This window comes from Litorilituus sediminis, assembly GCF_004295665.1.
Lineage (GTDB): Bacteria > Pseudomonadota > Gammaproteobacteria > Enterobacterales > Alteromonadaceae > Colwellia > Colwellia sediminis.
In genome coordinates this window covers 801,394-827,866 of record NZ_CP034759.1, presented here as the reverse complement: position 1 = coordinate 827,866, position 26,473 = coordinate 801,394, and the positions used below count along the sequence as shown (strand labels likewise).

The 26,473-nt window shown below is 39.8% G+C and carries 20 protein-coding genes; all 20 read left to right on the top strand.

Going from position 1 to position 26,473, the window contains the following annotated elements; all coding sequences use genetic code 11:
- Position 1: 1 nt before the first annotated feature.
- Positions 2-1,597 carry a TssA family type VI secretion system protein gene (locus tag EMK97_RS03770; RefSeq protein ID WP_130599575.1) on the top strand — a complete coding sequence of 532 codons (1,596 nt, stop codon included), beginning with the start codon at positions 2-4 and terminating at the stop codon, positions 1,595-1,597.
- An 81-nt stretch (positions 1,598-1,678) separates the two neighbouring features.
- Positions 1,679-2,194 carry a type VI secretion system contractile sheath small subunit gene (gene tssB, locus EMK97_RS03765; protein ID WP_130599573.1) on the top strand — a complete coding sequence of 172 codons (516 nt, stop codon included), beginning with the start codon at positions 1,679-1,681 and terminating at the stop codon, positions 2,192-2,194.
- A 12-nt stretch (positions 2,195-2,206) separates the two neighbouring features.
- On the top strand, positions 2,207-3,727 hold the full coding sequence (gene tssC / locus EMK97_RS03760; protein WP_130599571.1) for a type VI secretion system contractile sheath large subunit: 1,521 nt from the start codon (positions 2,207-2,209) through the stop codon (positions 3,725-3,727).
- 188 nt (positions 3,728-3,915) lie between these two features.
- On the top strand, positions 3,916-4,401 hold the full coding sequence (locus EMK97_RS03755; RefSeq protein WP_130599569.1) for an Hcp family type VI secretion system effector: 486 nt from the start codon (positions 3,916-3,918) through the stop codon (positions 4,399-4,401).
- A gap of 70 nt (positions 4,402-4,471) precedes the next feature.
- Positions 4,472-4,873, top strand: coding sequence for a type VI secretion system baseplate subunit TssE (gene tssE / locus EMK97_RS03750; RefSeq protein WP_130599567.1), 402 nt, complete (start codon positions 4,472-4,474; stop codon positions 4,871-4,873).
- A gap of 57 nt (positions 4,874-4,930) precedes the next feature.
- Positions 4,931-6,646, top strand: a complete 1,716-nt coding sequence (tssF, locus tag EMK97_RS03745; protein WP_130599565.1) for a type VI secretion system baseplate subunit TssF — start codon at positions 4,931-4,933, stop codon at positions 6,644-6,646.
- A gap of 8 nt (positions 6,647-6,654) precedes the next feature.
- Positions 6,655-7,635 carry a type VI secretion system baseplate subunit TssG gene (locus EMK97_RS03740; protein ID WP_130599562.1) on the top strand — a complete coding sequence of 327 codons (981 nt, stop codon included), beginning with the start codon at positions 6,655-6,657 and terminating at the stop codon, positions 7,633-7,635.
- Positions 7,636-7,659: 24 nt separating this feature from the next.
- On the top strand, positions 7,660-10,392 hold the full coding sequence (gene tssH / locus EMK97_RS03735; RefSeq protein WP_130599560.1) for a type VI secretion system ATPase TssH: 2,733 nt from the start codon (positions 7,660-7,662) through the stop codon (positions 10,390-10,392).
- 249 nt (positions 10,393-10,641) lie between these two features.
- Positions 10,642-12,669, top strand: a complete 2,028-nt coding sequence (locus EMK97_RS03730; RefSeq protein WP_130599558.1) for a type VI secretion system Vgr family protein — start codon at positions 10,642-10,644, stop codon at positions 12,667-12,669.
- Positions 12,670-12,706: 37 nt separating this feature from the next.
- Positions 12,707-13,147 (top strand): hypothetical protein, encoded by a 441-nt coding sequence (locus EMK97_RS03725; RefSeq protein ID WP_130599556.1) that lies wholly within the window; start codon positions 12,707-12,709, stop codon positions 13,145-13,147.
- A gap of 45 nt (positions 13,148-13,192) precedes the next feature.
- Positions 13,193-14,425 (top strand): hypothetical protein, encoded by a 1,233-nt coding sequence (locus EMK97_RS03720; protein ID WP_130599554.1) that lies wholly within the window; start codon positions 13,193-13,195, stop codon positions 14,423-14,425.
- Positions 14,415-15,476 carry a DUF2169 domain-containing protein gene (locus tag EMK97_RS03715; RefSeq protein ID WP_170176717.1) on the top strand — a complete coding sequence of 354 codons (1,062 nt, stop codon included), beginning with the start codon at positions 14,415-14,417 and terminating at the stop codon, positions 15,474-15,476. Before EMK97_RS03720 ends, EMK97_RS03715 begins: the two co-directional genes overlap by 11 nt.
- A 10-nt stretch (positions 15,477-15,486) precedes the next feature.
- Positions 15,487-16,518 (top strand): hypothetical protein, encoded by a 1,032-nt coding sequence (locus EMK97_RS03710; protein WP_130599550.1) that lies wholly within the window; start codon positions 15,487-15,489, stop codon positions 16,516-16,518.
- A gap of 87 nt (positions 16,519-16,605) precedes the next feature.
- Positions 16,606-17,727 carry a DUF4150 domain-containing protein gene (locus tag EMK97_RS03705; protein WP_130599548.1) on the top strand — a complete coding sequence of 374 codons (1,122 nt, stop codon included), beginning with the start codon at positions 16,606-16,608 and terminating at the stop codon, positions 17,725-17,727.
- The gene (locus tag EMK97_RS03700) at positions 17,727-20,801 is read left to right on the top strand and encodes a hypothetical protein (RefSeq protein WP_130599546.1); all 3,075 of its coding nucleotides are present in this window, start codon (positions 17,727-17,729) and stop codon (positions 20,799-20,801) included. The genes EMK97_RS03705 and EMK97_RS03700 overlap by 1 nt, the downstream gene beginning before the upstream one ends.
- Positions 20,794-21,879 (top strand): hypothetical protein, encoded by a 1,086-nt coding sequence (locus tag EMK97_RS03695; protein ID WP_130599544.1) that lies wholly within the window; start codon positions 20,794-20,796, stop codon positions 21,877-21,879. Before EMK97_RS03700 ends, EMK97_RS03695 begins: the two co-directional genes overlap by 8 nt.
- 63 nt (positions 21,880-21,942) lie before the next feature.
- Positions 21,943-23,022, top strand: coding sequence for a hypothetical protein (locus EMK97_RS03690; RefSeq protein ID WP_130599542.1), 1,080 nt, complete (start codon positions 21,943-21,945; stop codon positions 23,020-23,022).
- Between the two features lie 7 nt (positions 23,023-23,029).
- Positions 23,030-24,115, top strand: coding sequence for a hypothetical protein (locus EMK97_RS03685; protein WP_130599540.1), 1,086 nt, complete (start codon positions 23,030-23,032; stop codon positions 24,113-24,115).
- Positions 24,116-24,160: 45 nt separating this feature from the next.
- On the top strand, positions 24,161-25,270 hold the full coding sequence (locus EMK97_RS03680) for a hypothetical protein (protein ID WP_130599538.1): 1,110 nt from the start codon (positions 24,161-24,163) through the stop codon (positions 25,268-25,270).
- A gap of 59 nt (positions 25,271-25,329) precedes the next feature.
- Entirely contained in the window at positions 25,330-26,436 is a 1,107-nt protein-coding gene (locus EMK97_RS03675; protein WP_130599536.1) for a hypothetical protein, read from the top strand.
- Positions 26,437-26,473: the final 37 nt, after the last annotated feature.

The window sequence follows — 26,473 nt, the reverse complement described above, 5'->3', positions numbered from 1 at the left end:
TATGAGTGAACATTTTACTCACGAGAATTGGTCAACTTGGTTAGAGCAGTTAACTTCACCGTTAGCTGAATCAATTTGCGGTGAAGATTTAAAGTATGAAGAAGATTTTAAATACTTAAAAACGGCGTTTTCAGGTGTTAATGAGCTCGATTGTAAAAAAGTTTTTGTTACAGGAACGAGCTTGTTAGCAGAGAAGTCAAAAGATTTGCGTATCTCAAGTTATGTCCTTTGTGCTGCGGCAAATGACTTTGGCATTGAAGGGATTACTTACGGCCTAGCATTATTTAATAAACTGGTTGGCCAATATAAAGAAGAAGTGCACCCGCTGAAAATAAAGGCAAGAGCGGCAGTGCATACCTGGCTATTGGGTCAGCAACAACGCATTATTGCGCTTGCACAGCAAAATGAGATTAATAACCCAGAGCAAATCAAGGCGTTAATTGATGAGCTCAATGTTTATAGCAGTGAAACGGTAATTTGTTTTGATGAAAATGCTGGGCCATTATCTGAGTTGAGACATTGGGCAGAGAAACTCAGTATAACTTACCCTGTAGTTGCTAAAAAAGTTGCAGCTAAGCAAGATGCTCAATTAGCCGTTGAGCAAGCTTTACCTGAAAATCCCAGTAAGCTAACAAATGAAAATAATGTGGCGCAACCTAGTTCGACTTCAGAAAAAGAAGTTAACGTCAGTCAGACAGCTAATGTCAATAAGGCATTTTCTGTGGAGTCTAACAGCCAATACCTTGACACTGTTCGTAAGTTACTCGCTTTTGATAAAGAAAAACATAATATTAATCGGTTGATATGTGTGGCAAGAGCCATTCGTTGGTCTGATGTAAAGTTACCGCCTCATGAGCAAGGTAAAACGCGTATTCCGGCACCAAGAGCAGCCGCTTTTGCCCCGATTAAAAATGCACTCGCAAATGAGAGTTACCTTGAAGCACTATTATCTGCTGAAGCCTTGTTTATGGAAGGGGCAATGCATTTTAACCTGGATTTACAGGCCATGGTCTTTGCAGCATTAACAGGCTTAAATCAAAAGCAAACAATCAAGCAATTTTCACTGGCGTTATTTCAACTAACCCAGCAATTTCCACAGTTAGCAAATTTACGTTATGACGACGGCTCGCCACTTTGTAGTGCTAAGACAAAAGATTTGCTGGCTCAAATTTCGGCCGAATTTTCAACAACTGAAGCAGCAGGTTTGGCTGTTGATGATTGCTATGACGAAATTGAAAGCCAGGGTAAGCAATTAGTTGCAGATAATAAATTAGCGCAGGCGTTATCACTGATAACTGATTTGCCAGCGACTACTCATTTTGAGCTGGCAAAACAACAGTTAATAAAAGCCAAATTTTGCCTTTTGGATGAAAATTATGACTTTGCCGAGCCTATTCTTCAGTCGTTATTAAAGACAGTAGAGTTAGCAGAACTAGAGCGGTGGCAGCCAGACTTCGCAATGCAAGTTTGGCGTAATGCTCTTTTGTGCTTTGAGACACTCAGTACAGATAAGGATGATGAGTATTTTAAGTTAACTGAGCAATTGAAAAAGCAAATGATTTTAACTCAGCCTGAAATCGCTTTGGGTTGGATTTAAAGTAAAAGCAAGCAATGGTTGCTTGTGTTAATGATTCGCGCGGTTTGCGCGTAGGATAGATTGGAATATTAAGGGAACAACATGTCTGATACATTTCAAAAAGAGATTCCGAGAGCTCGCGTAAATATTTCTTTAGAGCTTGAAACTAACGGGGCTTCGAATAGTAAAGAACTTCCATTAAAGATGTTAGTAATGGGAGATTACTCTAATGGTAAAAACCAGGAGGATCTTGCCGAGCGTGAACGCGTGCTGATCAATAAAAACAACTTAAATCAAGTGTTAAAAAGTACCGCTCCACAGGCGAAATTTTTAGTTGATAACAAAATTAGTGGCGAAGGCTCTATTGGTATTGATTTAACATTTGATTCTTTTAAGTCATTTGATCCTGAGCAAGTGGCCTCACAAATTCCACAGCTTAATAATATGATGGCTATGCGTAATTTACTCAAAGATTTGAAGTCTAATTTATTAGATAACTCATCATTACGTAAAGAGTTAGAGCGTGTCTTACAAAATAAGCCTGAGCTAGAAGAATTAAAAGCGAAGCTAAATGACATTGCGCCTATTCTAGAATCACAAGAACAAGTAACAGAGTAGAGGGATTTACCTATGTCTATGCAAGAACAATTAAATGTGGCGGCACGTGTTGAAGAAACCTTAACCAAAAGCACTTATGAAAATTTGTGTGATCTAGTTGATATTTCACCTGTTTCTGAGCAAGTTTCACTAGACACTTTCCGCGATGCCAATAGTTTAGCTGAAACCAGAGCAGACGAACGTTTAACTGCTGCACTCAATGTGTTTTTAGATATGGCGGGTGATAGTAATGTTAGTCGTATCGATAAAAGTTTATTAGACAATTACGTGTCTAAAATTGATCAAGTCATCTCACAACAACTTGATGAAGTATTGCATCATCAAGAATTTCAAAAAGTTGAATCTGCGTGGCGCTCACTACAATATTTAGTAAATCGTACGCCGAATAATTCAAATATTAAAATAGAGCTGTTAGATGTAGATAAAGAAACATTACGTGACGATTTTGAAGAGTCACCAGATACCACGCAATCAGCGCTTTATAAGCATGTTTATACTGCTGAATTTGATACGCCAGGTGGAGAGCCAATTTCAAATATCGTGTCAAACTATGAGTTTGATTGTAGTGCTGCAGACATAAGCTTATTGCAAGAAATATCAAGAGTATCAGCTGCAGCACATGCGCCATTTTTAACCAGTGCAGGAGCAAAGTTTTTCCTGAAGGATTCACTAGAAGATGTCGCTAAGATTCAAGATCTTGGTTCTTATATGGATCGAGCTGAATTTTTACGTTGGAAAAACTTTAGAAAAACCGAAGATTCACGCTACATTGGCTTAACTTTCCCTCGTTACTTACAACGATTACCTTATGGTGAAGCAAATCCTGTACGTAACTTTAACTATCAAGAAGATGTTACAGGTAGTAATCATGATAAATATCTTTGGGGTAATGCTTCTTTTACTTTTGCTGCAAATATTATTCAGAGTTTTCACAAAAATGGCTGGGCGGTAAATATTCGAGGTCCTCAATCAGGAGGAAAAGTTGAAAGTTTACCATTACATACCTTTGAAGCAGGTAATGGTTTTGAAACCAAAATTCCAACGGAAGTGTTGATCTCGGAAACCAAAGAATTAGAGTTTGCCAATCAAGGTTTTATCCCATTAAGTTATTATAAAAATTCTGACTTTGCTTGTTTCTTCTCTGCCAATAGTGCGCAAAAACCAACCGAGTATGATACGCCTGAAGCAACGGCTAATGCACGTATTAACTCTCGATTACCCTACATATTCTTAGTGTCGCGCATAGCGCACTACATGAAAGTATTACAGCGCGAAAACATTGGTTCAAGTAAGCCTCGTCACGAATTAGAGCAGCAATTAAATGATTGGTTAGGCTCTTTAGTGACGAAAATGAATAACCCAGATGAAGAATTGATTGCTACGCACCCTTTAAAGGATGCCAATGTAACGGTTTCGGAAATACCAGGTAATCCAGGTTACTACCGAGTAAATACCTTTATTGTGCCGCATTTCCAAGTGGAAGGTGTTGACGTGCGCTTAGCGCTTGTTGGGCAAATGCCAGGCGAGAAGTAATCATTATAGTTATTCATAATAGCTAAAGGATAGAAAATTGCCCCGAGCTGGTTGCAGCCGGCTCGGGACATGTAACCCCTTGGCATAAAGCGGACCGCTTCTTGGGGCACCTCTATACATTAGCATTAAAATGCATAGAGGTGTATGCCATCAATTAGGAAAATCATGTTAATTAAAGGAGAAATTAAATGGCAATTCCAGCGTATATGTGGTTAAAAGATGACCAAGCAAATGATATTAAAGGCTCAGTTACAGTAGCGGAACGCGAAGGTTCAATTGAAGTTTTACACTTCGATCACGAATTACGTATTCCAATTGATAATGACACTGGTGAGCTAACAGGTACACGTAAACATGAACCTTTTGTTATTACAAAAGCCGTTGATGCTGCTACGCCATACCTATATAAAGCATGTGCTAATGGTCAAACACTGAAGCAACTTGAGCTTAAGTGGTACCGCATTGATGATACTGGTACTGAGAAAGAGTATTTTTGTCAAAAATTGGAAGATGTAAAAATCACTTCTATTGCACCAACAATGCACAATGTTAAAGATCTAGATAAAGAGCGTTACCCGCACCTTGAAACAGTATCTTTACGTTATAAGAAAATCACGTGGACTTACTTAGATGGCAACATCGAGTTCACTGATTCTTGGACTGAAGGACGTTAATCTTTTTTAACGTTAGTGTCGTCTAGTGATAGGCGGCACTTTTCTATCAATTTTACCTGTGAAGTAAATTATGGCTTTGTTCGATAAGTTGGCGAATCCTGTTCGTTATACCTCAATAGAGGTGGAGCGCAGTGATGAAATTGACAGTGTCTGTAAACATATTCATTCACTACTTAATTCTCGTCGCGGAGTTTTAGCTCATATGAAAGATTATGGCTTACCTGACGTTGAAGATATTTATGAAGGCTTACCTTATTCTCAACAAACCTTAGCATTTGAAGTAAAGAAACTCATTGAAAAGTATGAACCGAGAGTACGCATGGTTAATGTGCTTGCACGTGATATTCAACAAAATGATTGCGTTATTAAACTAGAAATACAGGCGTTTTTAGTCAGTGGCTCAGCCATATCTCTAAGCACAAAGTTTGCCTCTGGTGGCAGAGCAAATGTTCAAAGAAGAGGTACGAATTAATGGGCTCTCAGCCATTGACTAAAAATATGACTTGGAACATTGAGTCTAGGAGGTTGCATGCAACAATATTTTGATGCGCAAATGCGCTTATTAACACATGCAGGAAAACAGTTTGCTGAGAATTATCCTGAGCATGCCGGCTTGTTAAATATTGATTCCATTAAAGAGCGGGATCCGCATGTTGAGCGATTATTAGAAGGGGTTGCCTATCTCAATGCTAATATACATAAACGCTTAGACGAGTCCTTACCTGAAGTGTCAGAACAGGTACTACGACAACTTTGTCCGGCGTTATTAAATTATTACCCTGCAACTACTGTCTTTCAATTTACGCCGAAATTTTCTATGGCAGAATCAATACGCGTAAAAAAAGGGCTAGAAATCACATCAAATCAGGCGATTGAACAAGTTAAATGTAAGTTTACAACTTGTCATGATATTTCAGTGGTTCCTCTTGAAGTGATCGATGTAAATTGTCTTGATACTTATGAAGGCTCTGAGTTGGTCATCAAATTAAAGTGGATATGCCAAGGGGAAAAAGATAACTATGATATACAAAAGTTATGTTTTTACCTCGATGGTGATACCCCATTAGTGAGTAGTTTGTATCAATTATTGATGACACCGACTAGTCCTATAGCCATTGATTTTGGTTCGAATAATATTGAATATAATAAAGCCTTAAGTGGTGTTAGCGTAGAACCAGCTCATTTAGACCATCAAAGTGCTTTATTACCAAATGCTTCTACAAGCCATTCTGGTTACGCTTTGCTACATGATTATTTTAATGGTCGAGAAAGGTTTAACTTTTTAAATATATGCTTTGACAAGGAACTCGTATTTCCTACACGTTTCGACAGTTTTAATTTAGTGATTAAGTCAGCCGTTAAGCTACCTCCCGGACATAAACTCAGTGCCAATAATATTAAGTTAAATTGTGCTGTAGGAATTAATTTATTTAGCCAAGAGGCTGAGCCTATCCGCTTAGAGCTTAATCGAACAGATTATCCAATTATTCCAGAGCAACAACAACGTAATAGTGTTTTTACTTATTGCGTTGATAAAGTGCAGGGTAGGGATAAATTAACAGCTCAGGAGCATGATTACTTACCCAGATATCAAAGCATTTTTAACAATGAAAAACGTTTATATACGTTAAACTTAAAAGACATTGGTGCTGCTGTTCCTAGCCATTACATTAATTTACCCGTGCAACATGGCGATATGGATGACACCATTTCGGCAACATTAACTTGTTATAACGGGCGATGGCCAAAACAAACCATCAGAGAAGGGCAACTTACCTTAGGGGGCAAATCAATGTCGCCGATGCTACAGGTTAAAAACATAGCAAGGCCCTCTAACTATAAAACCTGTCATGAGTCTTCAAAGCATTGGCAATTGATTAGTTTACTCAATTTAAAGTTCTCCTCGTTAGCTAATGTGACTGAATTAAAACGTTTATTAGCGCTGTTTGATTGGTCTGAGCGCGGAGAGAATAAGCGCCGTATTGAAGCGATTATGGCGGTTGAAAGTCAAAAGGTTAACCAAATTAAAAAAGGTATTTTTATTCAAGGCTCTGAATTAAAAATAACCTTAGATGAGAATAAATTCTCTTGTCAGGCAGATGTTTATCATTTTGCGACCATGCTTCATCAATTTTTCGTTATGTATGCGCCAATTAATCAGAGTATACAAACGCGTATTGAATGCACTCCCAGTTATCGTGAATTTGTTTGGGCTATAGAGCCGGGCAAAAGTGCGCATATTTAGAGGATAATATGAAGCAACCTAACTGGAGTAAATTATCTGACAAACTCACCACACTACATGATAAGCCGTGGCAGTTCGGTTTATTTAGGGCAATCAATTTATTAGAGCATGAATGGGCAATTCAAGGTGAGTTAGAAACAGGGTTAAGTCAGCGGGTGTTAATAACCCCGAATAAAGAACTTGGCTTTCCCGCGGCAGATCTTAAGCGAAGTCGTTTAATTGCGCAAAAGAGAGGGCTATTTCATATAGAAACCAATTATTCTGGTTTGTATGGCGCTGACTCAGCTATGCCGCATTATGTCTTAGAACAAACTGCTGCAGATGATATCAGTGGTGAGCGTACTCGAGCGTTTCTCGATATATTTAATCATCAATACTATTGTTTGCTTTATCAAACCTGGAAAAAGTCACAGTTGAATACGGCGGGTGTTGGTGCAAAACAATTCGATGAATTACTTGATGCAGTATTGTCTAGCCACCAAAGTAGAGACGTGAATGCGGGGGTTGCTGGGTTAAAAACCACCAGTGCAACGGGTATAGCAAATTTATTGAATGAAGAGTTTGGCTTAGAGCAGATACATGTTGATGACTCTTGTGCTCATTGGCAAGCGCTAGGCAGTCATTCAAGCTTAGGTGCTAACAGCGTGTTGGGTGAGTCATTGATTTTAGGCGAGCAAGTGTTGGTGTCGGGCGGTAAGGTCATTATCAGCTTTGGTGATCTCGCTGCTAATGACGCTCAGTGTTTTTTTCCGGGAGAAAAAAAAGGTCAACGCTTACTTAAGCTATTAGAAAATCAATTGCCTGCTGACTTACCCTGGGCATGTCGTTTTAACGTGCATTACCAGCAAAAACCGATACAAACCTTAGGCACTAATGCTATTAAGTTGGGTTTTGATAGTTATATCGGTAGCGTCTTTGAAAAACAAATCGTACAAGAATTTAAAGATAGTCAATATAAAAAGCGTGCAGCATTAGCAAAATGTGCGTGAGCAACATAGAAGGAATAACTTAAAATGGATGTAAAAGGCATTAAACAACTTATTGATAAACTTAATGGTCATTCTGCTAAAGCGTTAGAAGCAGCTGCAGGCTTTTCTGCTAGTCGAACACACTTTGAAGTATTGCCTGAACATTTATTAATTAAATTAATGGAAGAAGGAAGTAATGGTGACTTAGAGCGCATATTTCATTTCTTTAATATTGATCAAGACCAAATTTGGCAGGTATTACTTGACCATTTGAATACTCAGCCTGCAGGCAGTAAAAGTAAGCCGGTATTCTCTAGACGCCTGTATGAGTGGCTCGAAAAATCTTGGCTATCAAGTAATATGAATTACGGTGGTGATTGGATTTCAGGCGTGAGCTTAGTGGATGCTTTGTTAGAAATTGCGCCTTTTAGTCCTGTTTTAGCGTTACCTGATCTTATCGAAAAAATTGATATACGTTTCTTACGTGAAAATCATCATAAAATTTGTCAGGGTTCAAGTGAACGCTTCTCTGATAAAGCAAATACTCTGACTACAACAGAGCAAAAAAGTACCACCTCAACAGAGACTGGCGATGCCTTAGCCGATTTTTGTGATGATCTTACGGCTAAAGCAAGGCGTGGTGCAATTGATCCTGTGTTAGGTCGCAATGACGAAATACGTATGATGATAGATGTATTGTGTCGTCGTCGTAAAAATAATCCCATCATGGTTGGAGAGCCGGGTGTCGGTAAAACAGCCGTTGTTGAGGGGATGGCGCAACGTATTGTTGAAGAACAAGTACCTGATGAGTTAAAAGGGGTGCGGTTATTAACCTTAGACATGGGGCTTTTACAAGCCGGTGCCGGCGTCAAAGGCGAATTTGAACGACGCTTGAAGCAAGTTATTGATGAGGTTAAATCTTCTAGCACGCCTATTATAATGTTTATTGATGAAGCACATACCTTAATAGGAGCCGGCGGCGAGGCAGGAATGAGTGATGCAGCTAACCTACTTAAGCCTGCACTTGCCCGTGGTGAGCTACGTACTGTCGCAGCAACCACATGGTCAGAATACAAGAAATACTTTGAGCGAGATGCGGCATTAGAGCGTCGCTTTCAATTGATAAAAGTTGATGAACCATCAGAAAATGCAGCTAAGCTAATGTTGTCTGGTTTAAAAGATGTCTATCAGTCACATCATAATATTCAAATAACCGATGATGCAATCGAGGCCGCAGTTAGTCTATCTTCGCGTTATATTACCGGGCGATACTTACCTGATAAAGCGATTGATGTACTTGATACCGCTGCAGCAAGAGTACGTATGTCTGTTGCGACAGAGCCTGCGGCTATTGAATCTGAGCTTGAACATCTTGCTTATTTAGAGCGCCGCATTAAAAATTTATCCACTGAGCTTGAACAAGGATTAAATGTAAATCAATTGCTTATTCAACAGTTAAGCGAAGAAAGTGCGCAGTCAACAGAAAAGTTAGCGGTAATGTTAAGTGATCGCAATAAACAAAAAGCAACGCTTGCGCAAATCAATGAATTGAAAGCTCAGCACGAATCTGGACAAGATATCAGTGCCCAATTATTAGCTATGAGATCACAACTAAAGTCGCAAAACGGTGAAGGTAATGGCTTGTTTTCAGAAGTTGATGCAGACTCAGTTGCTGAAATTATCGCAGAATGGACTGGTATACCCGCGGGCTCTATGGTGAAAGATGAAATTAATACCTTGATTTCCCTAGAAGAGACTCTAAATCACGTGGTTATTGGTCAATCAGAAGGGTTAACGAAACTATCTCAATCACTGCGAGTGAGTAAAGCGGGTGTGAGCACCGCTGAAGGACCATTAGGGGTATTTTTATTAGCGGGTCCTTCAGGTATTGGTAAAACGGAAACTGCGCGAGCACTAGCAAAAGAAATGTTCGGTGGTGATAAGTTTTTGACCACCATTAATATGAGCGAATATCAAGAAGCTCACACTGTCTCACAATTAAAAGGCTCGCCTCCTGGCTATGTAGGATTTGGCGAAGGTGGCGTATTAACTGAGGCAGTAAGACAAAGACCTTATTCTGTGGTGTTACTTGATGAAGTCGAAAAAGCCCACCCCGATGTTTTAAACTTATTTTATCAAGTGTTTGAGCGAGGTTTTATGCGTGATGGTGAAGGGCGAGAAATTGACTTTAGAAATACCATTATTTTAATGACGTCAAACTTAGGCTCGCAATTATTGACTGACGCTTGCACACCGCCAGAGAAAGACACGACTGAGTTCAACACTGATGAAAAGCCTGAACAAACGGAAGCAGTAACTTCAACCAACGTTGACGATGACTCCAAGCCGTGGCAAAGAGCAAACTTATCATCAATGACCGACTTGATAAAACCAGAGCTGCTAACCTTTTTTGCGCCTGCATTATTAGCACGCATGCAAGTCATTCCATTTTTACCGCTAGACCAAGAGGCTTTATCGTCGATAGTGGCATTAAAGCTTGAGTCCATCGCGAAAAGATTACAAACAAATCATCAAATGACGCTTCGTGTTGATGGCGGTGTTATTAACAAAATTGCATTAACTTGCCAAATGTCGGACTCCGGTGCCCGCATGGTAAATGCCATGATAGAGCAACAAATTCTGCCCGGCATAGCACGATCGGTTTTAGAGTTTATGGCAGAAGAAGATATGCCGGATATTCTTACGCTTGTGCTTGATGAACAAGAAGAAATTGAAGCAATTTTTGCTGATAATCATGTTGAAACAGAAGCGGCGTAACCTGTGTATGAATGCCTGTTTGTTAAGTAACCTGATCTCGGCTTAATAAATAGCTCTCTAGCAGCTAGTTTTACTGACTTCTGCGTTAAATTTACTTGCAATAGGCTAGCTATTGACGCGAAATTTGCCTTGAATTAAGTAAAATTATCAAGCTAGAGGGTACATTTTTATACTAACTATATATATTTCAAAATGTTAACTTATCTCTTAAACCGAGTTCAGGTTAAGTAATTAAATGGAGTGAATTACATGAATGCCCCAGAATTTTTAAAAAGTGTTGAAGCGAATAAAAGCCAATATCATCTCAATATTTCAGGCTTACCTAGTGAGCTATTGTCTGTAACCGACATTCAATCAATTCGTGATGAATTGTGCAGTAATTATCAATTCACGATAGAGGTGTTAAGTCGCAGTTTATTGTCGTCACAGGCTATTATTGGTAAAGACATTTCGTTAACTATTGTTTGGGGCTTAGCTGATCGCACCATCTCAGGTATTGTTAGCCATCTAGTAGCGCGTGGTGAAAGTTATCAGGGCTTTCATTACACCGTCACCTTGAGTTCGCACTTATCTTTATTACACCATAAACGCTCCAATCGAGTTTTTAGTGGCTTAACGATTGATGCTATCGTGACCAGTGTCTTTAAAAAAGCGGGCTTTCCTATGGCTAACTTTAGCATGAAAGCGGCGTCTTCATCGCAGGATATGATCGTTCAATACAATGAAACCGATTTAGAATTTGTTGATCGTATTATGCGAAAATGCGGCTGGGTGTACGGTGTTATTGAAAAAAATGGCAATCCTATTGTCACTGTGGCTAAGTCAAGCAGTAGCTTTGCTGGCTACTCGGGTTCTATTGATATTATGTATCAAGCACCGACGAGTACCGTTAGGGCAAATGAGTGTATTTTTGCGGTCAGTAGAAAGTCGTCATTTTTAACACAAAGCGTTCACTTAAATGACTATTACTATCAAACCATGGGCGATATGAATTCATATGATAGCAATAAAACCGATGTTAATGGTTTTGGCTCTGATTATCGCTATGGTGAAAATTATAAGCACTATGTTGACGGTAACACAATGGCGAAAATCAGGCAGAGGTCAATAGATTGTCAGCGTGATATCTTTATTATTGATACTGATTGTCGTGCAATACGCCCCGGTATGATAGTGAATATCATTGATCATCAAGATTATAGTGGTAGTTATTTTGTTACTAAGGTTGATCATATTGGCAGTCAGTCTGGCGGTGTTAACTATGGTGATAAAGTAAAAAATCTACACTATAAGAATCAAGCTCACCTCGTGCCGACAACAGTGCCATATATCGCTCCTATACCAGATAATAAAAGAGTGTTTACTTCTTTTAATGCCACAATTGAACAAGAAGTCGATGAAAAAGGTCGATATATAGTAAAACTACCTTTTAACCAAGATGGTGAAGGGCCAGAGAGTCAGCCGACACGTATGGTGCAACCCTATGGTGGTAGTGGTCATGGTATGAACTTTCCTTTAACCAAAGGGACAGAAGTCATTGTTTGTGGTGAGAATGGTGATTTAGATAGACCCATTATCCTTGGCGCGGTATACAATAAAGCCTCACCTAATCCGGTAACCTCAGAAAATAGTCATGAAAATAAAGTCGTGACCCGTGCCGGACATAGCTTGTTAATGGACGATAAATTAGGTGAAGAAAAAATATCAATAGCCAATCCAGGTGATACTAATGTACTGACACTGGATGCGACTAATGGCAATCATCAAGCGTCATTGAGTGCTAATCAAGGCCAGTTATCTATTCAAGCAAAAGATAACCTGATTGCACAGACAGAAAGTAATTATTTAGTTACCGCTAATAAAGACGTCAACTTATCGGCCAATGAAAATGTTCACATTGAAACCAGAGAAGGTGACATTTCCTTAACGTCTGGCCGAGAGATTAAAACCAAAGCAGGTGGTGGTGTTAGTTTTGAAGCAACAGAAAATAATATTGATATAACGGCAAACAGTAATATCAATATGCAAGCCAGCCAAGACATGTCGCTGTATTCAGAGCAAGGTAATATTGAAATAAAGTCTGAACAAGCCGATGTGGCAATTGCTTCGGGAGGCAATATTGTGCTTAAAAGTACCAGTAATGGTAGTATCCACCTCTCTCAGGGAGGAGGTTCAATTGAAATCGATGCTGGCGGTAACCTCAATATTGATGCGAATACAATTACCTTGAGTGCAACTAATATTGTTATCAAAGGTAATGCGGTCTCGAATAATTAGTACATTAGTAAAAAAAACATAAGGATATGGAAATAATATGACAGCTATAATTTCTGCTTTCTCACCCTCGTCGAAGGTTGATGATAACCAAGTTGAAATCGCCGTAGTTTCAGCGGTTGATACTCAAGGTCGAATTAGCCGCATTAGGTTATCAGATAGTGATATCGAAACGCCATTGAGTGGTCAAGCTCAACATATTGCTAAGGCAAACTGTCAAGACTCGGTCGTTGTTATGAATAGCAAGCAAGGTTGGATAGCGATTGCATTATTAGCAACTGACAATACGCCGCCTGCGGCGAATATTCGTGATAATGATGGTCATATCGTTGTTAAAGGCGAGAAGAGCGTCACCTTGTCTACTGCAAAGGGCACTGTCGAAGTGCATGAAAATGGTAGCATTATTCTCGATGCTTGCGAGATTAATGCGAATAGCGAGCGAGACTTTACCTTAGCTGGCTGGCCTATTCGACTTAATTAGTCGATGAGTTTTTGACAATGTTTCTTCTGCAGTTGATATAGCAAAATGTTTGATAGAGTGGCGAGAGCTGGTGTTCATCACCAGAAAATTCAAAATTTACTAAAGCAACGTACTAAAGTACATAACAACTTACTGTTTGATAAAGGTCGTATGGCGACCATTGAACAGCAGCTGTGCACACATATATATGCCTTAACCGATGAAAGCGACGAAGGTCTGTCATTAAAGCCGCAAGTGCGTTATTTGCTTGATGCCATGACTTTTTTATCACAGCCAACATTAACGTCTGAGTCGTTGATAGCTTATTACACGAGTGCTGAACAAGCTAGTCACAAACAAGCACTATTAATGCTTTGCTCTATGTTGCCATTAAGCTTAACCTTTGCAGAGCCAAGGCAATATATTGAAGAGATGCTTTACAAAACCCCTGATTTAGCAGCGCTATTAAGGCTATTTGATATTAACTGGCAAGAAGAACAACTCGCGGCGGCACGCAAAGCCGTATTGGTTGGAGAATCCGAACCTGATGTCGCTTTATGTGACATATTATTTTCCGCTGAAAACATCAGTACAGCAGATTTTACTTTAGGATATCAGCATGAAAACTTTACCATTGCTATGGCAAGCTTTATTGCGAGTCTATCCACTAAAACACAGCAAGCAACAGCAAATGCGGCACTATTTCAGCGCTTTTATAAAACTGCAAAGGCATCAGAAAAAGCACAATGGTTAGCATTAGCTGGTCTTTTTGGAGATGAGCAATGGTTAGAGCCTTGCGCGCTTTTTTGTCAAGAATACCCCGATTATTGCTATGAAATACTATGCCATTATCATCATAAAACATCACTAACTGTGGTGATTGAATTAATGGCAATAGCACAAACCGCCCCAGCAGCATACTTAGCTTGGCAAGTGATTACTAAGCAGCCTTTGCCGTTAGCAGCACAATTGACAGACAGTAGCAATAAGCACCAAGTTGCAGGAAAGCATTCGCTACCTTGTGTAAAGCAAGCAGAATTAATAAGACAAGCTTTATTCAAGCAACCAGAAGACAAGATATTAGCAGGTATCAGCTTTAACGACAGCAATTTCAACGCAAAGCTTAGTTCATATCAAGGCCTGCTTTTGCAACGAGTTATGCTACGAGCTGGCGTTAACAAGAGGGGGGCAGAGCAAACAACTAAGGCATTGTACCAACAGCAGTTGAGTTATCGAGCATTTAGTCAATTTACCCAAGATGAAACATCGATAAAGTTAGGAGCTGAGCGTGTTGCATAATTTAACGTCTTGGCAGGCTATTGTGGTTGATAATTGGTTAGCGTCAAAGCAAGCGTGTAAAACATTAATTGTTAAGCAATCTTTTGAATTTGATCAACAAGGTCAGGTTTTTGCCCTAGAGACATCGGCAAACCTGGAATTAACCGATCAAATGTCAGCCGAACCATCGGCAAGTTCATTGGCGTTAGCATGTGAAACGGTACCGTTTAAACAGGGCTTTGAACTCTATGGTAATTTAACTGCTTACCCACCTAAACATAAGCAAGCTAAAGTTATTGAAGTTAGCCTCAGTTTACATCAACAACAACAGACAGTGTTTAATAAAGTATTACGAGTGACGGGAGATCGCCACTGGAAATCCTCCATACTCGGCAGTAAAGCGACAGACCCTGAGGTATTGCATGCAGTAGCGTTATCTTATGAAAACACTTATGGTGGCATTGATGAAGAAAAACCTGAACGCATTTTTGAACAAAATCCAGTAGGGATAGGTTTTAGAGTAAAACAGATTAAAGCCAGCCCATTGCCAAAAGTTGAATACCCTAATAGTTGTTTAACTCATCCTAAAAATATTGGTGTTGTTGCAAGCTATGGACCTATACCACAGTTTTGGCAACCTAGGTTGTCTTTAATGCCAGAGGTTGAGCCAATAGAAACCTTGGCAGGTAATTACCCTTTTCAAGCGCCTTTATTAGCCAATAGTTATAATTATGCGCCAACCGATCAGCAACTGGCATTAACCTACAATCAAGAGCTATCGTTGTCGTTAAAAGGGCTAGTGCCTAATCGAGACTATCACGATACAATCACCCTGAAATTACCTTATGACAAGCCAATAGCGGCATGTATTCAAGGTGAGCATCAACAACCGATAGAGCTCACTTGTGACACATTAGTGCTTGATAGCGATGCCAATACTTTCCACCTGTTATGGCGAAAAAGTATTGCGAGTGAGGAAATTAGTGCCTCAGCTATTATGGTGGTACAGCAGCAAGAAAAAACAGCTAATAACATAGCCGAACCTTCTACAAACAGTGCGGTTGAGGCATAAAGGTATATCGATGAAATTTATTAATCTTGCAACCATCAACGCAGCTGGCACCAGTGAAAAATCACTCTATGGTGCTATATCTACTGATATGTTTTTTGGACAATTATCAAACCTTGAAATACGCATCGACAAAAACAGCGTTGCCCAGTATTTTACTGTTTCAATACCTGTCATAGAGTCGTTGAATTTTGACACCAAAAAAGCAATTTTAGTCGAAGAGTGCCTTAAAAATGCCCTGGGCAATATGGCAAAAATCGCTGAAACCATGCCAATCAATGCTATTGAAGATTTATTGGTAGTAACTTCCGCTTTTGAAGAGCAAGTGTTAGCCAAAGAGCAATGGCAAAGCATGGTAAAAGCGAGTGTTTCATCACTTATGCCAAATTTTAGTGAGAAAATATCATTTCAATACAGCAAGCCAGACAATGATAATCAAGAATATACGTTATCGCCTTACTTTAATGAGCAAGCCTTAATACGACCTACCTTGATGCTATGCGTTGATGTGTTAACCAGCTATAACCATATCAAGCAATTGAATCAGTTAGTTAAAATACAGCATTTAGATGGTCCTCAAGGCATTATGCCAGCAGAAGGCGCGAGCTGTTCGCTACTACTGCCAGAGGCGTTTCCATTAACTAAGCTTGAAGCAGCAATGAATATATCAACGGTAAAGTCTGATGATGGTGCGACGCGACTTTCCTTGTCAGCACAGTTATCAAGTCTTGGTTTTACCTATAACAGTACAATTATTCATGTCGGCACGCTTTCTCAAAGTTGGACAAAATATTGGTATGCCCAAACTAATGATTTTTATCAGCAAGCGGTAAAAGGTAACCAAGGGCAAATGTTATTAGATCAAACCCGTACTTTAGGTTATTTAGGCGTAGCTAATTTACCTACCGCCTTTGCGTGCGCTAAAGCCTATTTGACCAGCCCTATGAAGGAAAATGAGTGCGTTTGGGTGGTAGAGCATAGCAACTCCCTAGCAGAAAATGCTAAACCGTTAAGCAAAGTTTATAAAGTTAAGGCAATGGTATAACACCAGTTGCTTAGCCTATTAATTAAGAAATTAAGAAATTAAGAAGTTTAGAAAAGTTAATAATTTAATTCAGTAAAAGGACTTACAATGACCAGGTATTGCAATGCACAAGCAGGTGATAAAGCACAAAGTATTCAATATGATATTGATAACTTAACGGCAGAACTCAGGTATGAAGGTAATCAAGCATGGCGACATAATAATGTTGCCTTATTGCCACTTAATATCTCTGCCCGTGGTCATAATGTCTTAGGAAGTGCCTATCGCGTTGCTATTTTCCCTGATAAAACCAGCGGACAAGAAGCTTTTTTAACTGAATGTGCTCGGCCTAAATATGCCGGGTTTACTTTAGGCGAAATGGTGCATCACTTTATTCCCGATTATATTATTGAGCCACCTCAATGGGATGATGAAAAAAAGCAAGCGATTCTACCTTGGTTAGAGCCCATAACAGGGCTTGATGTAAATGCAGTGTTAACTGACTATGAAGCGCTACTATCCCTCGTTGAAGAGCACATAGGTTGGCAAGAAGGTAGCACCGAAACCTTAGAAAAAGATCAATCAGCACAAGCGCCGACTGTTTCAACTGTAAGTGGCAACAACGTATTAATTAACAATAGAACGGCTGTCCATCAAGACAGTGGCGGAGTCTTACAAACAATAGATGTTTGCAACACCACCGTAGGCACAAGTGTTGTGCCTATTCCTTACCCTAATGTAGCGCAATCAAGTGATGCCGACAGTACTGCCAGTTCAGTCAAAATTAATGGCAACCCGGCTTGTAACCTTAAAAGTAACTTTGCCAAGAGTACTGGCGATCAAGCGGGTGACAAAAAAGGTGTTACTAGCGGCACAACGGAAGGCAAGGCTGAATTCTTAATGGGGTCGTTCGATGTTTATATTGAAGGTCAACCCGCCGTAAGACAGGGTGACTTAATGGTGTCGAACAATAAAAACACACCACCTGCGCCGTTAAATCAACCAGCAGGACCAATGCCAAGGGGGTTAAATATTGAGGATAAAGGCGAATTAGCTGAAAAAGAAGGCGGTTATGCTGTTGCTGTGATTATATCGGGAGTTGATGAAAACGATCCTACCTTGGGGCATGTGGTATCTAAAGTAGGTAGTGCTCATCAGCAGCGCTCTATAGGTAACAAGGGTGAAGTACAAGGTAATCAAACAAAATTAATATTTGAGGCGACAGAATAATGGCTTATCAATGCATCGACTATAAACTTAAAGCATTAGATGAAGAATTATGTATTCCGTTAGGAAAATGTGAAGTATTCCCTGTAGCAAAGCCCTTACCAGATGATAAAACGGTTAGTTTTATTAACGTAGAGTTGAAAGTTTACACTGAGCCAACCTTATCTAAGGCGAAAGCGCAAAGTCCTGAATTTAATGTTCTGAATGAAAGTGGCGATACTATTTCTGATAGCCATGGATATTTTTATATCTTTGTTAATGGTCATTTGTGGCGAGAAGTAACAGCATTACAAGATGGCCTGTTAGCCGAAGTCGATTTAGTGCAACATTACGGAAAAAATAGTCGTCGCTATAGGTCGATTCCTTACACAGGTTTGATTACACCCAAAAAAACAATTGCATTAAACAGTGAAGATGATGATTTAACAGAGGCTATCGTACATATTGCTTATTCACCTATTCAGTGGTCATGGCAGTATATTATGTTGTTGGGCGGATTACATAAAAACGATCCAAGGCAAAAATTAGTGCCTAAACCTGATTTATGCCCAGATTTGACCGTAGCAGAAGAGTTACTTAATGCACGTTGTCAAAAGGTTGATTTAGATGAGGCACAAACCACCAAGATGATTTATGTGCAAGACCCACTCGGCATTGCTTTTAATTTAATGAGTAAGTGCCAGTTCAACTATCTTTCAATACAAAATGAAAACACCAAAATAACGAAGAAGAAGCATTTTGATTCTGGCGTACTTGCTTATCAAGCACTGTTTACCGATGAGTTACACCAAACCAAGCAAGCAGATTATTATTATTTTCCAACACTGCATTCAATGAAGCCGGTAAAAACTCAAAGAACCGTGTTTAAAGACCGAAGCGATGCTGCAAAATTTTTACGTAGTGGAGCAAAAAATATTGATCAAGCCTACTTGGAGAATTATTTATCAAGTGACATATTAGAAGAGCACCTTCAACAGTTACCGCTCAACCAAAAAGCATTGCTCGATTTTGTTGCTGATAAACCTAAAGCCTCGTACAGTGAACCTGAAAAATATATCACGATAGAGCATGCGATTAAGGACTTTGCCACCCTTGAGGGATTGGACTACTTACTGGGCTTTAAATGGGTAGCTGACCTATTTAATATTATGGTGCTCGATGCTGACAGCATTGGCACTTTCAGGCCGTGGAAGAAGAAACTTCCCGCAGAGCAAACGCGTTTAAACAATGAAAGACAAGCGAAAGCGAGCGCCAAAGCTTTTTGTGAAAAGCTTTTCACCACACAACATTGGATAACTAACTGTTTTGCGCCGCCAGTAGATTTGTATGATATAAAAGTAGCAGGCCATGCGCCCCTGATGGAGTCAGAAATTAACGATGGCAGCGGCCTCTTTCGTTATGAAACCTTTCAAGAAATACACAAACAATTGCATCAAGAAAAACAAGACCAACAAAATGTATTGGCAAATAAAGCATTAAAAAGTTATTTAGGTTCAGCCACAAGCACCGTGGGTTACATAACAGGGGCTTGGGGGCGAATAAGCAACCAATACGCGACAGGTCATTTAGAACCCCATGTTATAAAAATTCGAGACTTAATGGTGATTACCACTAAAGCAACAGGTATCTCTGAGTTCTCAGATATTCACATAAAAAATGCTAGTGCGGTGATAGGTGAAGATGCTGCGGTGGTGGGCATAACCAACTATAAGCGGGTGCAAGTAAACCGTGCACAACGTCGAGAAAGAGTTAAGTATGCGACTAAAAACCCACCCGCTAATGCGGTAACCATAACCGATGCTAAAGGTAACGTACTAGCGGCGCATGATCCAAAATCTTTTGGCTCTAACCGAGGGGCAATGTCAGATGCCAACTGGGTAGATTACAACAAGCTTATGGGTAACTATGACTTACTTAACGGTGAAATGGTGGTGGTACCTAAAGCCCATAAATATGCCATGGCCTATAATAACCCAGACTTTAAATTAGGCGGCGCAGACGACATAATGCTAAAAGGCCTTAAAGTGTTAGAACGAGGCTTACCGCAAGTGATGTTAGCCTTTGAGGTGTTTAATGGCACGCAACTTGTTGCAAAGTTTAAAGCTGGTGATAAAACAGATGCAAAGTTTAAGCTGGAAATAGCCAATGCGTTATTTGCCTTGGCAGCAGGCAGCTTGGAAGTTGCAGCCCTGTATTCAAGCAAAGCTGAAGCATTGTTAAAGACTGAAGTTAAGCTGTTTTTTCGTGCTCAACTGGGTCGTGTTCTTCTCGGGGCAGGTGTAATATTGGGTGCGATGTTATCCCTATCTGATGCCTATAGCGCAACGAAAAGCCATGATGTAGATGCCGCTTTTTTACATGCCAGCGCTGCGGTAATCTCTGTCGCAGGTTTTCTTTATTTGGGCTCGGCTTTAGCTATTACTCCTTTAGGGTGGGCAATTATTGCATTAGGGTTAGTAATAACCTTGCTCGCCATCGCCTTTACCGACAACAGTATTGAAAAATGGGCGATAAACGGCCCCTTTTCACGTAAAGCCTCGGCGCGCTGTACTGGTGATTATAAAATTTGGCACACTCATCCCATAGAGTGCTATGCCGCCTTACGCAATGAGTTGTTTGCTCCGAGTATGGCATTATCTATTCAAAAGGTTGCTAACAAGGCCGCACTGCTCAATGTTGAAGTGGTAGCGCCTGGTTTTGTTGTGGGTCAATCAGAAATTATTATGGTGGTTAACCAAATAACAGACCAAGGCATACTATCTTTTGAGCAAACTCAACGGTTACCACTCAACAACTGGCGTATTACCCAACACGTAAATACCGATGCACTCGAGCAAAGCCCAGAAGCAGCGCAGTTTTTAGCTGAGCCACAAATTACAGGCTTTACTTACGCTATTCCTTTGTTGCCAACAGCGCAGTGGGGTGACGAACTTGAACTGGACTGGCAAGTGAAAATACAGTATGCCCTAGATTCCCACACCACGCTTCCCTATGTTGATAAAACAGATCGTGAAACTTGGCACAAAGACGACAAGCCCGATAAAGCTTGGCTGATTAAGGAAATTGAATATGAATAACAAAAATATAAAAATAACGAAATACGCTGATACTGCCTACAATGGCAAAGCGAACCCCTATTACCGTGAAAATATTGCCCCTCCTAAGCAACGTAAACGTCACCTTGCCAAAGGGCAGTGTAAGCTAGGGGTATTTCCACGGGTAAAAATAACCGGCATCTGTTGGGATAATCATCAAGAGGCAGGTTTTAATGAAGACATAACAGGCACTATTTTTGATATCGACAGTAAACTGAACATTAAACCAGAGCAATTGCGTTTAGCACTATTGTCACAGTCGCAAAATTTTAAGGAGGCGATGCTAGCTATGTGGAAGCTTTTTCATGCTAGCGCTTATATCATTATTGTGGTATTCATGCTGATAGGCCTTGTCTTGGGCGGCGTTGAAAGTTTTTTGGCTGATATTGATATATTATGGTTTGGCTTAGCGGGGTTATTAATTTCAAAATATTTATACCGTTTGCTTGATAAGTTTAACTTAATACCAACAGGGCAGTACGTAATATTTAATCGTCAAACCGGCATGATAGAAATTGCCAATGATGAGCGCACTGGTTACCACCATTTACCCTTTGAACAGTTTAATGCGCACCATCGTACCGTGCATAACCCAAAAACCGGTAAGGCTTATTATGGTTTTACCTTATTGCACTATAAAGAAGACTTAATGTACCAACTTGCTGATTACCCATCGGTTGAGAGTGCGTTAACACATTGGGAGCTTATTAAGAACTTTATGGACATCACTACTCCGTTAGCCGATATTCCGCAATTTGAACGTTATCGTTTGTATGACCCGACCACGGCTGCCTATGATAGAAAACATGGCCGCCCAGCTAATTTTTGGCGACGAGTGGATAAAAAGTTTATGAAAAAAGTATCTAAAATCGCATATGACGTGGTGTATAACTTCCCTGTTAAAAAGGCAGATACCTTACACGAGGCCTTACAACATGGTTATAAAGTGCCAGATATTGTCTATTTTCCTTGGCGAGAAGCTGAGGTTATTTCTGATACCTTCATTGAATATAAAACCGGCGTATTTGGCCGTTATTTTGTTGAACCATTCATGTTCTAAGGCACATGTTTTAAGGCAAGAAAGCCTCACTGGTTTTTATAACGGAAGATGATTTTTATTGATATGAATAACTATAAAAAAGTAACGGAATACGCTGATACTGCCTACAATGGCAAAGCCAACCCGTATTACCGTGAAAATATTGCCCCTCCTAAGCAACGTAAACGTCATCTTGCCAAAGGGCAGTGTAAGTTGGGGGTATTTCCACGAGTAAAAATAACCGGTATTTGTTGGGATAACAATCAACATATCTATGATGAAAGCGAAGTGAAAGGGTCTGTTCACGATATTGATAAAAAGCTTAATATTCAGGCTGTTGATTTACGAATAGCCTTACACTCATTATCGCAAAACTATAAAGAATTGTTTTTTTTGGGATGGATTTACCTACACCTAACAATACTAGTTGTTTTACCGGTGTATTTACTTATTATGCTGGGATTTGGTGGTTGGGATGCTTTTTTAGATAATTTAGACGTCCTGATTTTTGGAGGGCTTGGGGTTTTAGTGTCTAAATACTTATATCGCTTACTTGATAAATTTAATTTAGTGCCCCTTGGGGACTATGTTATTTTTAATCGTCGAACAGGGATGGTGGGAATTGCAAACGATGAACGAACCAGTTACCACTATTTACCTTTCGAGCAATTTAATGCTCATCACCGGACCGTTCACAACGAAAGAGGCCACCCATACTATGGCTTTACCTTATTGCATTATAAAGAAGACTTAATGTATCAGGTTGCAGATTATTCTTCGGTTGAAAATGCTCTAGTGCATTGGGAGTTAATTAAAAACTTTATGGATACTAGCCAACCTTTAGCTGATATTCCGCAATTTGAACGTTATCGTTTGTATGACCCGACCACTGCTGCCTATGATCGAAAACATGGCCGCCCAGCTGATTTTTGGCGACGAGTGGATAAAAAGTTTATGAAAAAAGTATCTAAAATCGCATATGACGTGGTGTATAACTTCCCTGTTAAAAAGGCAGATACCTTACACGAGGCCTTACAGCATGGTTATAAAGTGCCAGATATTGTCTATTTTCCTTGGCGAGAAGCGGATCAGCTCTCTGAAAATCCACTTGTTATAAAGCGTAATTGGCTCTCTCGTTATATTGTATCCCCTTTAATTTTCTAGTTTGAATATGAATAACAAAAATATAAAAGTAACGGAATACGCTGATACTGCCTACAATGGCAAAGCGAACCCGTATTACCGTGAAAATATTGCTCAGCGAGCACAACGTAAACGTCACCTTGCCAAAGGGCAGTGTAAGTTGGGGGTATTTCCACGGGTAAAAATAACCGGCATCTGTTGGGATAATAACCAGGAAGTAGGTTTTAATGAAGACGTAACAGGTACTATTTTTGATATCGACAGTAAACTGAACATTAAACCAGAGCAATTACGTTTAGCCTTGTCGTCTCAGTCGCAAAATCTCAAGGAGGTGATGCTGTATATATGGAAGTGCCTACATGGTGGTGTTTTTTTAGGTATTCCGGTCTTCATGCTGATAGGCCTTGTCTTGGGCGGCGTAGAAAGTGTTCTGGCTGATATTGATATATTATGGTTTGGCTTAGCGGGATTATTAATTTCAAAATATTTATACCGTTTGCTCGATAAGTTTAACTTAATACCAACAGGGCAGTACGTAATATTTAATCGTCAAACCGGTATGATAGAAATTGCTAATGATGAGCGCACCGGTTACCACTATTTACCCTTTGAGCAGTTTAATGCGCACCATCGTACCGTGCATAACCCAAAAACTGGTAAGGCTTATTATGGTTTTACCTTATTGCATTATAAAAAAGACTTAATGTACCAAATTGCTACTTACTTATCGGTTGAGAGTGCGTTAGCACATTGGGAGCTTATTAAGAACTTTATGGACACTACCACCCCGTTAGCCGATATTCCGCAATTTGAACCTTATCGCTTGTATGACCCGACCACGGCTGCCTATGATAGAAAACATGGCCGCCCAGCTAATTTTTGGCGACGAGTGGATAAGAAGTTTATGAAAAAAGTCGCTAAGGCATCAAATAATGCGCTGTATAGCTTTCCCGTTAAGCAAGCAGATACCTTACACGAGGCCTTACAGCATGGTTATAAAGTGCCAGATATTGTCTATTTTCCTTGGCGAGAAGCTGAGGTTATCTCAGACAAGTTCATTGAATATAAAACTGGCGTGTTTGGCCGTTATTTTGTTGAACCATTCATGTTTTAAGGTACATGTTTTAAGGCAAGAAAGCCTCACTGGTTTTTATAACGGATGATGATTTTTATTGATATGAATAACAACAATAACTATAAAAAAGTAACGGAATACGCTGATACTGCCTACAACGGCAAAGCGAACCCGTATTACCGTGAAAATATTGCTCAGCGAGCACAACGTAAACGTCATCTTGCCAAATGGCAGAGTAAGTTAGGGGTATTTCCACGGGTAAAAATTACCGGTATTTGTTGGGATAGTTACCAAGCGCTAAACTTTAATAAAGACATAACAGGCACGATTTTTGACATCGATAGCAAACTAAACATTAAACCAGAGCAATTACGTTTAGCATTGTCGTCTCAGTCGCAAAATCTCAAGGAGGTGATGCTATCTATCTGGAAGTTTTCCCATGCCGGCGCTTTTTTCGGTATTCCGGTCTTCATGCTGATAGGCCTTGTTTTAGGTGGTGTACAAACCTTTATGGAGCATATTGATATATTATGGTTTGGCTTAGCGGGGTTATTAATGTCAAAATACTTATACCGCTTGCTCGATAAGTTTAACTTAATACCAACAGGGCAGTACGTAATATTTAATCGTCAAACCGGCATGATAGAAATTGCCAATGATGAGCGCACCGGTTACCACCATTTACCCTTTGAACAGTTTAATGCGCACCATCGTACCGTGCATAACCCAAAAACAGGGGCACCTTATTATGGTTTTACCTTATTGCACTATAAAGAAGACTTAATGTACCAAAATACGGATTACCCATCGGTTGAAGGTGCGTTAGCACATTGGGAGCTTATTAAGAACTTTATGGACACTACCACCCCGTTAGCCGATATTCCGCAATTTGAGCGTTATCGTTTGTATGACCCGACCACTGCTACCTATGATAGAAAACATGGCCGCCCAGCTAATTTTTGGCGACGAGTGGATAAAAAGTTTATGAAAAAAGTCGCTAAGGCATCAAATAATGCGCTGTATAGCTTTCCCGTTAAGCAAGCAGATACCTTACACGAGGCTTTACAGCATGGTTATAAAGTGCCAGATATTGTTTATTTTCCTTGGCGAGAAGCTGAGGTTATTTCTGATACCTTCATTGAATATAAAACCGGCGTGTTTGGCCGTTATTTTGTTGAACCATTCATGTTTTAAGGTACATGTTTTAAGGCACATGTTTTAAGGTAAAAACGCCTCACTGGTTTTTATAACGGATGATGATATTTATTGATATGAATAACAATAACTATATAAAAGTAACGGAATACGCTGATACTGCCTATAACGGCAAAGCCAACCCGTATTACCGTGAAAATATTGCTCCTCCTAAGCAACGTAAACGTCACCTTGCCAAAGGGCAGAGTAAGTTGGGGGTATTTCCACGGGTAAAAATAACCGGCATCTGTTGGGATAATCATCAAGAGGCAGGTTTTAATGAAGACATAACAGGCACTATTTTTGATATCGATGGCAAACTAAACATTAAACCAGAGCAATTACGTTTAGCCTTGTCGTCTCAGTCGCAAAATGCCAAGGAGGTGATGCTATTTATGTGGAAGTGTCTCCATGGTGGTGCTTTGGTTGGTATTCCTGTCTTCATGTTGATAGGCCTTGTCTTAGGTGGCGTACAAACCTTTATGGAGTATATTGATATATTATGGTTTGGCTTAGCGGGGTTATTAATTTCAAAATATTTATACCGTTTGCTCGATAAGTTTAACTTAATACCAACAGGGCAGTACGTAATATTTAACCGCCAAACTGGCATGATAGAAATTGCTAATGATGAGCGCACCGGTTACCACTATTTACCCTTTGAACAGTTTAATGCGCACCATCGTACCGTGCATAACCCAAAAACTGGTAAGGCTTATTATGGTTTTACCTTATTGCATTATAAAAAAGACTTAATGTACCAAATTGCTACTTACTTATCGGTTGAAGGGGCGTTAGCACATTGGGAGCTTATTAAGAACTTTATGGACACTACCACCCCGTTAGCCGATATTCCGCAATTTGAACCTTATCGTTTGTATGACCCCACAACTGCTGCTTATGATAGAAAGCATGGCCGCCCAGCTGATTTTTGGCGACGAGTGGATAAAAAGTTTATGAAAAAAGTATCTAAAATCGCATATGACGTGGTGTATAACTTCCCAGTTAAAAAGGCAGATACATTACACGAGGCTTTACAGCATGGTTATAAAGTACCAGATATTGTTTATTTTCCTTGGCGAGAAGCTGAGGCTATTTCTGATACCTTCATTGAATATAAACCGAATGCTTTTTTACGCTTTGTTGTTGACCCTCTAATGTTTTAAGGCACATGTTTCAAGGCGTATTTTTTAAGGTGCATCA

Coding starts and splice junctions, on each gene's coding strand:
- EMK97_RS03770 (WP_130599575.1), top strand. CDS start 2: ATGAGTGAACATTTTACTCACGAGAATTGGTCAACTTGGTTAGAGCAG.
- tssB (WP_130599573.1), top strand. CDS start 1,679: ATGTCTGATACATTTCAAAAAGAGATTCCGAGAGCTCGCGTAAATATT.
- tssC (WP_130599571.1), top strand. CDS start 2,207: ATGTCTATGCAAGAACAATTAAATGTGGCGGCACGTGTTGAAGAAACC.
- EMK97_RS03755 (WP_130599569.1), top strand. CDS start 3,916: ATGGCAATTCCAGCGTATATGTGGTTAAAAGATGACCAAGCAAATGAT.
- tssE (WP_130599567.1), top strand. CDS start 4,472: ATGGCTTTGTTCGATAAGTTGGCGAATCCTGTTCGTTATACCTCAATA.
- tssF (WP_130599565.1), top strand. CDS start 4,931: ATGCAACAATATTTTGATGCGCAAATGCGCTTATTAACACATGCAGGA.
- EMK97_RS03740 (WP_130599562.1), top strand. CDS start 6,655: ATGAAGCAACCTAACTGGAGTAAATTATCTGACAAACTCACCACACTA.
- tssH (WP_130599560.1), top strand. CDS start 7,660: ATGGATGTAAAAGGCATTAAACAACTTATTGATAAACTTAATGGTCAT.
- EMK97_RS03730 (WP_130599558.1), top strand. CDS start 10,642: ATGAATGCCCCAGAATTTTTAAAAAGTGTTGAAGCGAATAAAAGCCAA.
- EMK97_RS03725 (WP_130599556.1), top strand. CDS start 12,707: ATGACAGCTATAATTTCTGCTTTCTCACCCTCGTCGAAGGTTGATGAT.
- EMK97_RS03720 (WP_130599554.1), top strand. CDS start 13,193: ATGTTTGATAGAGTGGCGAGAGCTGGTGTTCATCACCAGAAAATTCAA.
- EMK97_RS03710 (WP_130599550.1), top strand. CDS start 15,487: ATGAAATTTATTAATCTTGCAACCATCAACGCAGCTGGCACCAGTGAA.
- EMK97_RS03705 (WP_130599548.1), top strand. CDS start 16,606: ATGACCAGGTATTGCAATGCACAAGCAGGTGATAAAGCACAAAGTATT.
- EMK97_RS03700 (WP_130599546.1), top strand. CDS start 17,727: ATGGCTTATCAATGCATCGACTATAAACTTAAAGCATTAGATGAAGAA.
- EMK97_RS03695 (WP_130599544.1), top strand. CDS start 20,794: ATGAATAACAAAAATATAAAAATAACGAAATACGCTGATACTGCCTAC.
- EMK97_RS03690 (WP_130599542.1), top strand. CDS start 21,943: ATGAATAACTATAAAAAAGTAACGGAATACGCTGATACTGCCTACAAT.
- EMK97_RS03685 (WP_130599540.1), top strand. CDS start 23,030: ATGAATAACAAAAATATAAAAGTAACGGAATACGCTGATACTGCCTAC.
- EMK97_RS03680 (WP_130599538.1), top strand. CDS start 24,161: ATGATGATTTTTATTGATATGAATAACAACAATAACTATAAAAAAGTA.
- EMK97_RS03675 (WP_130599536.1), top strand. CDS start 25,330: ATGATGATATTTATTGATATGAATAACAATAACTATATAAAAGTAACG.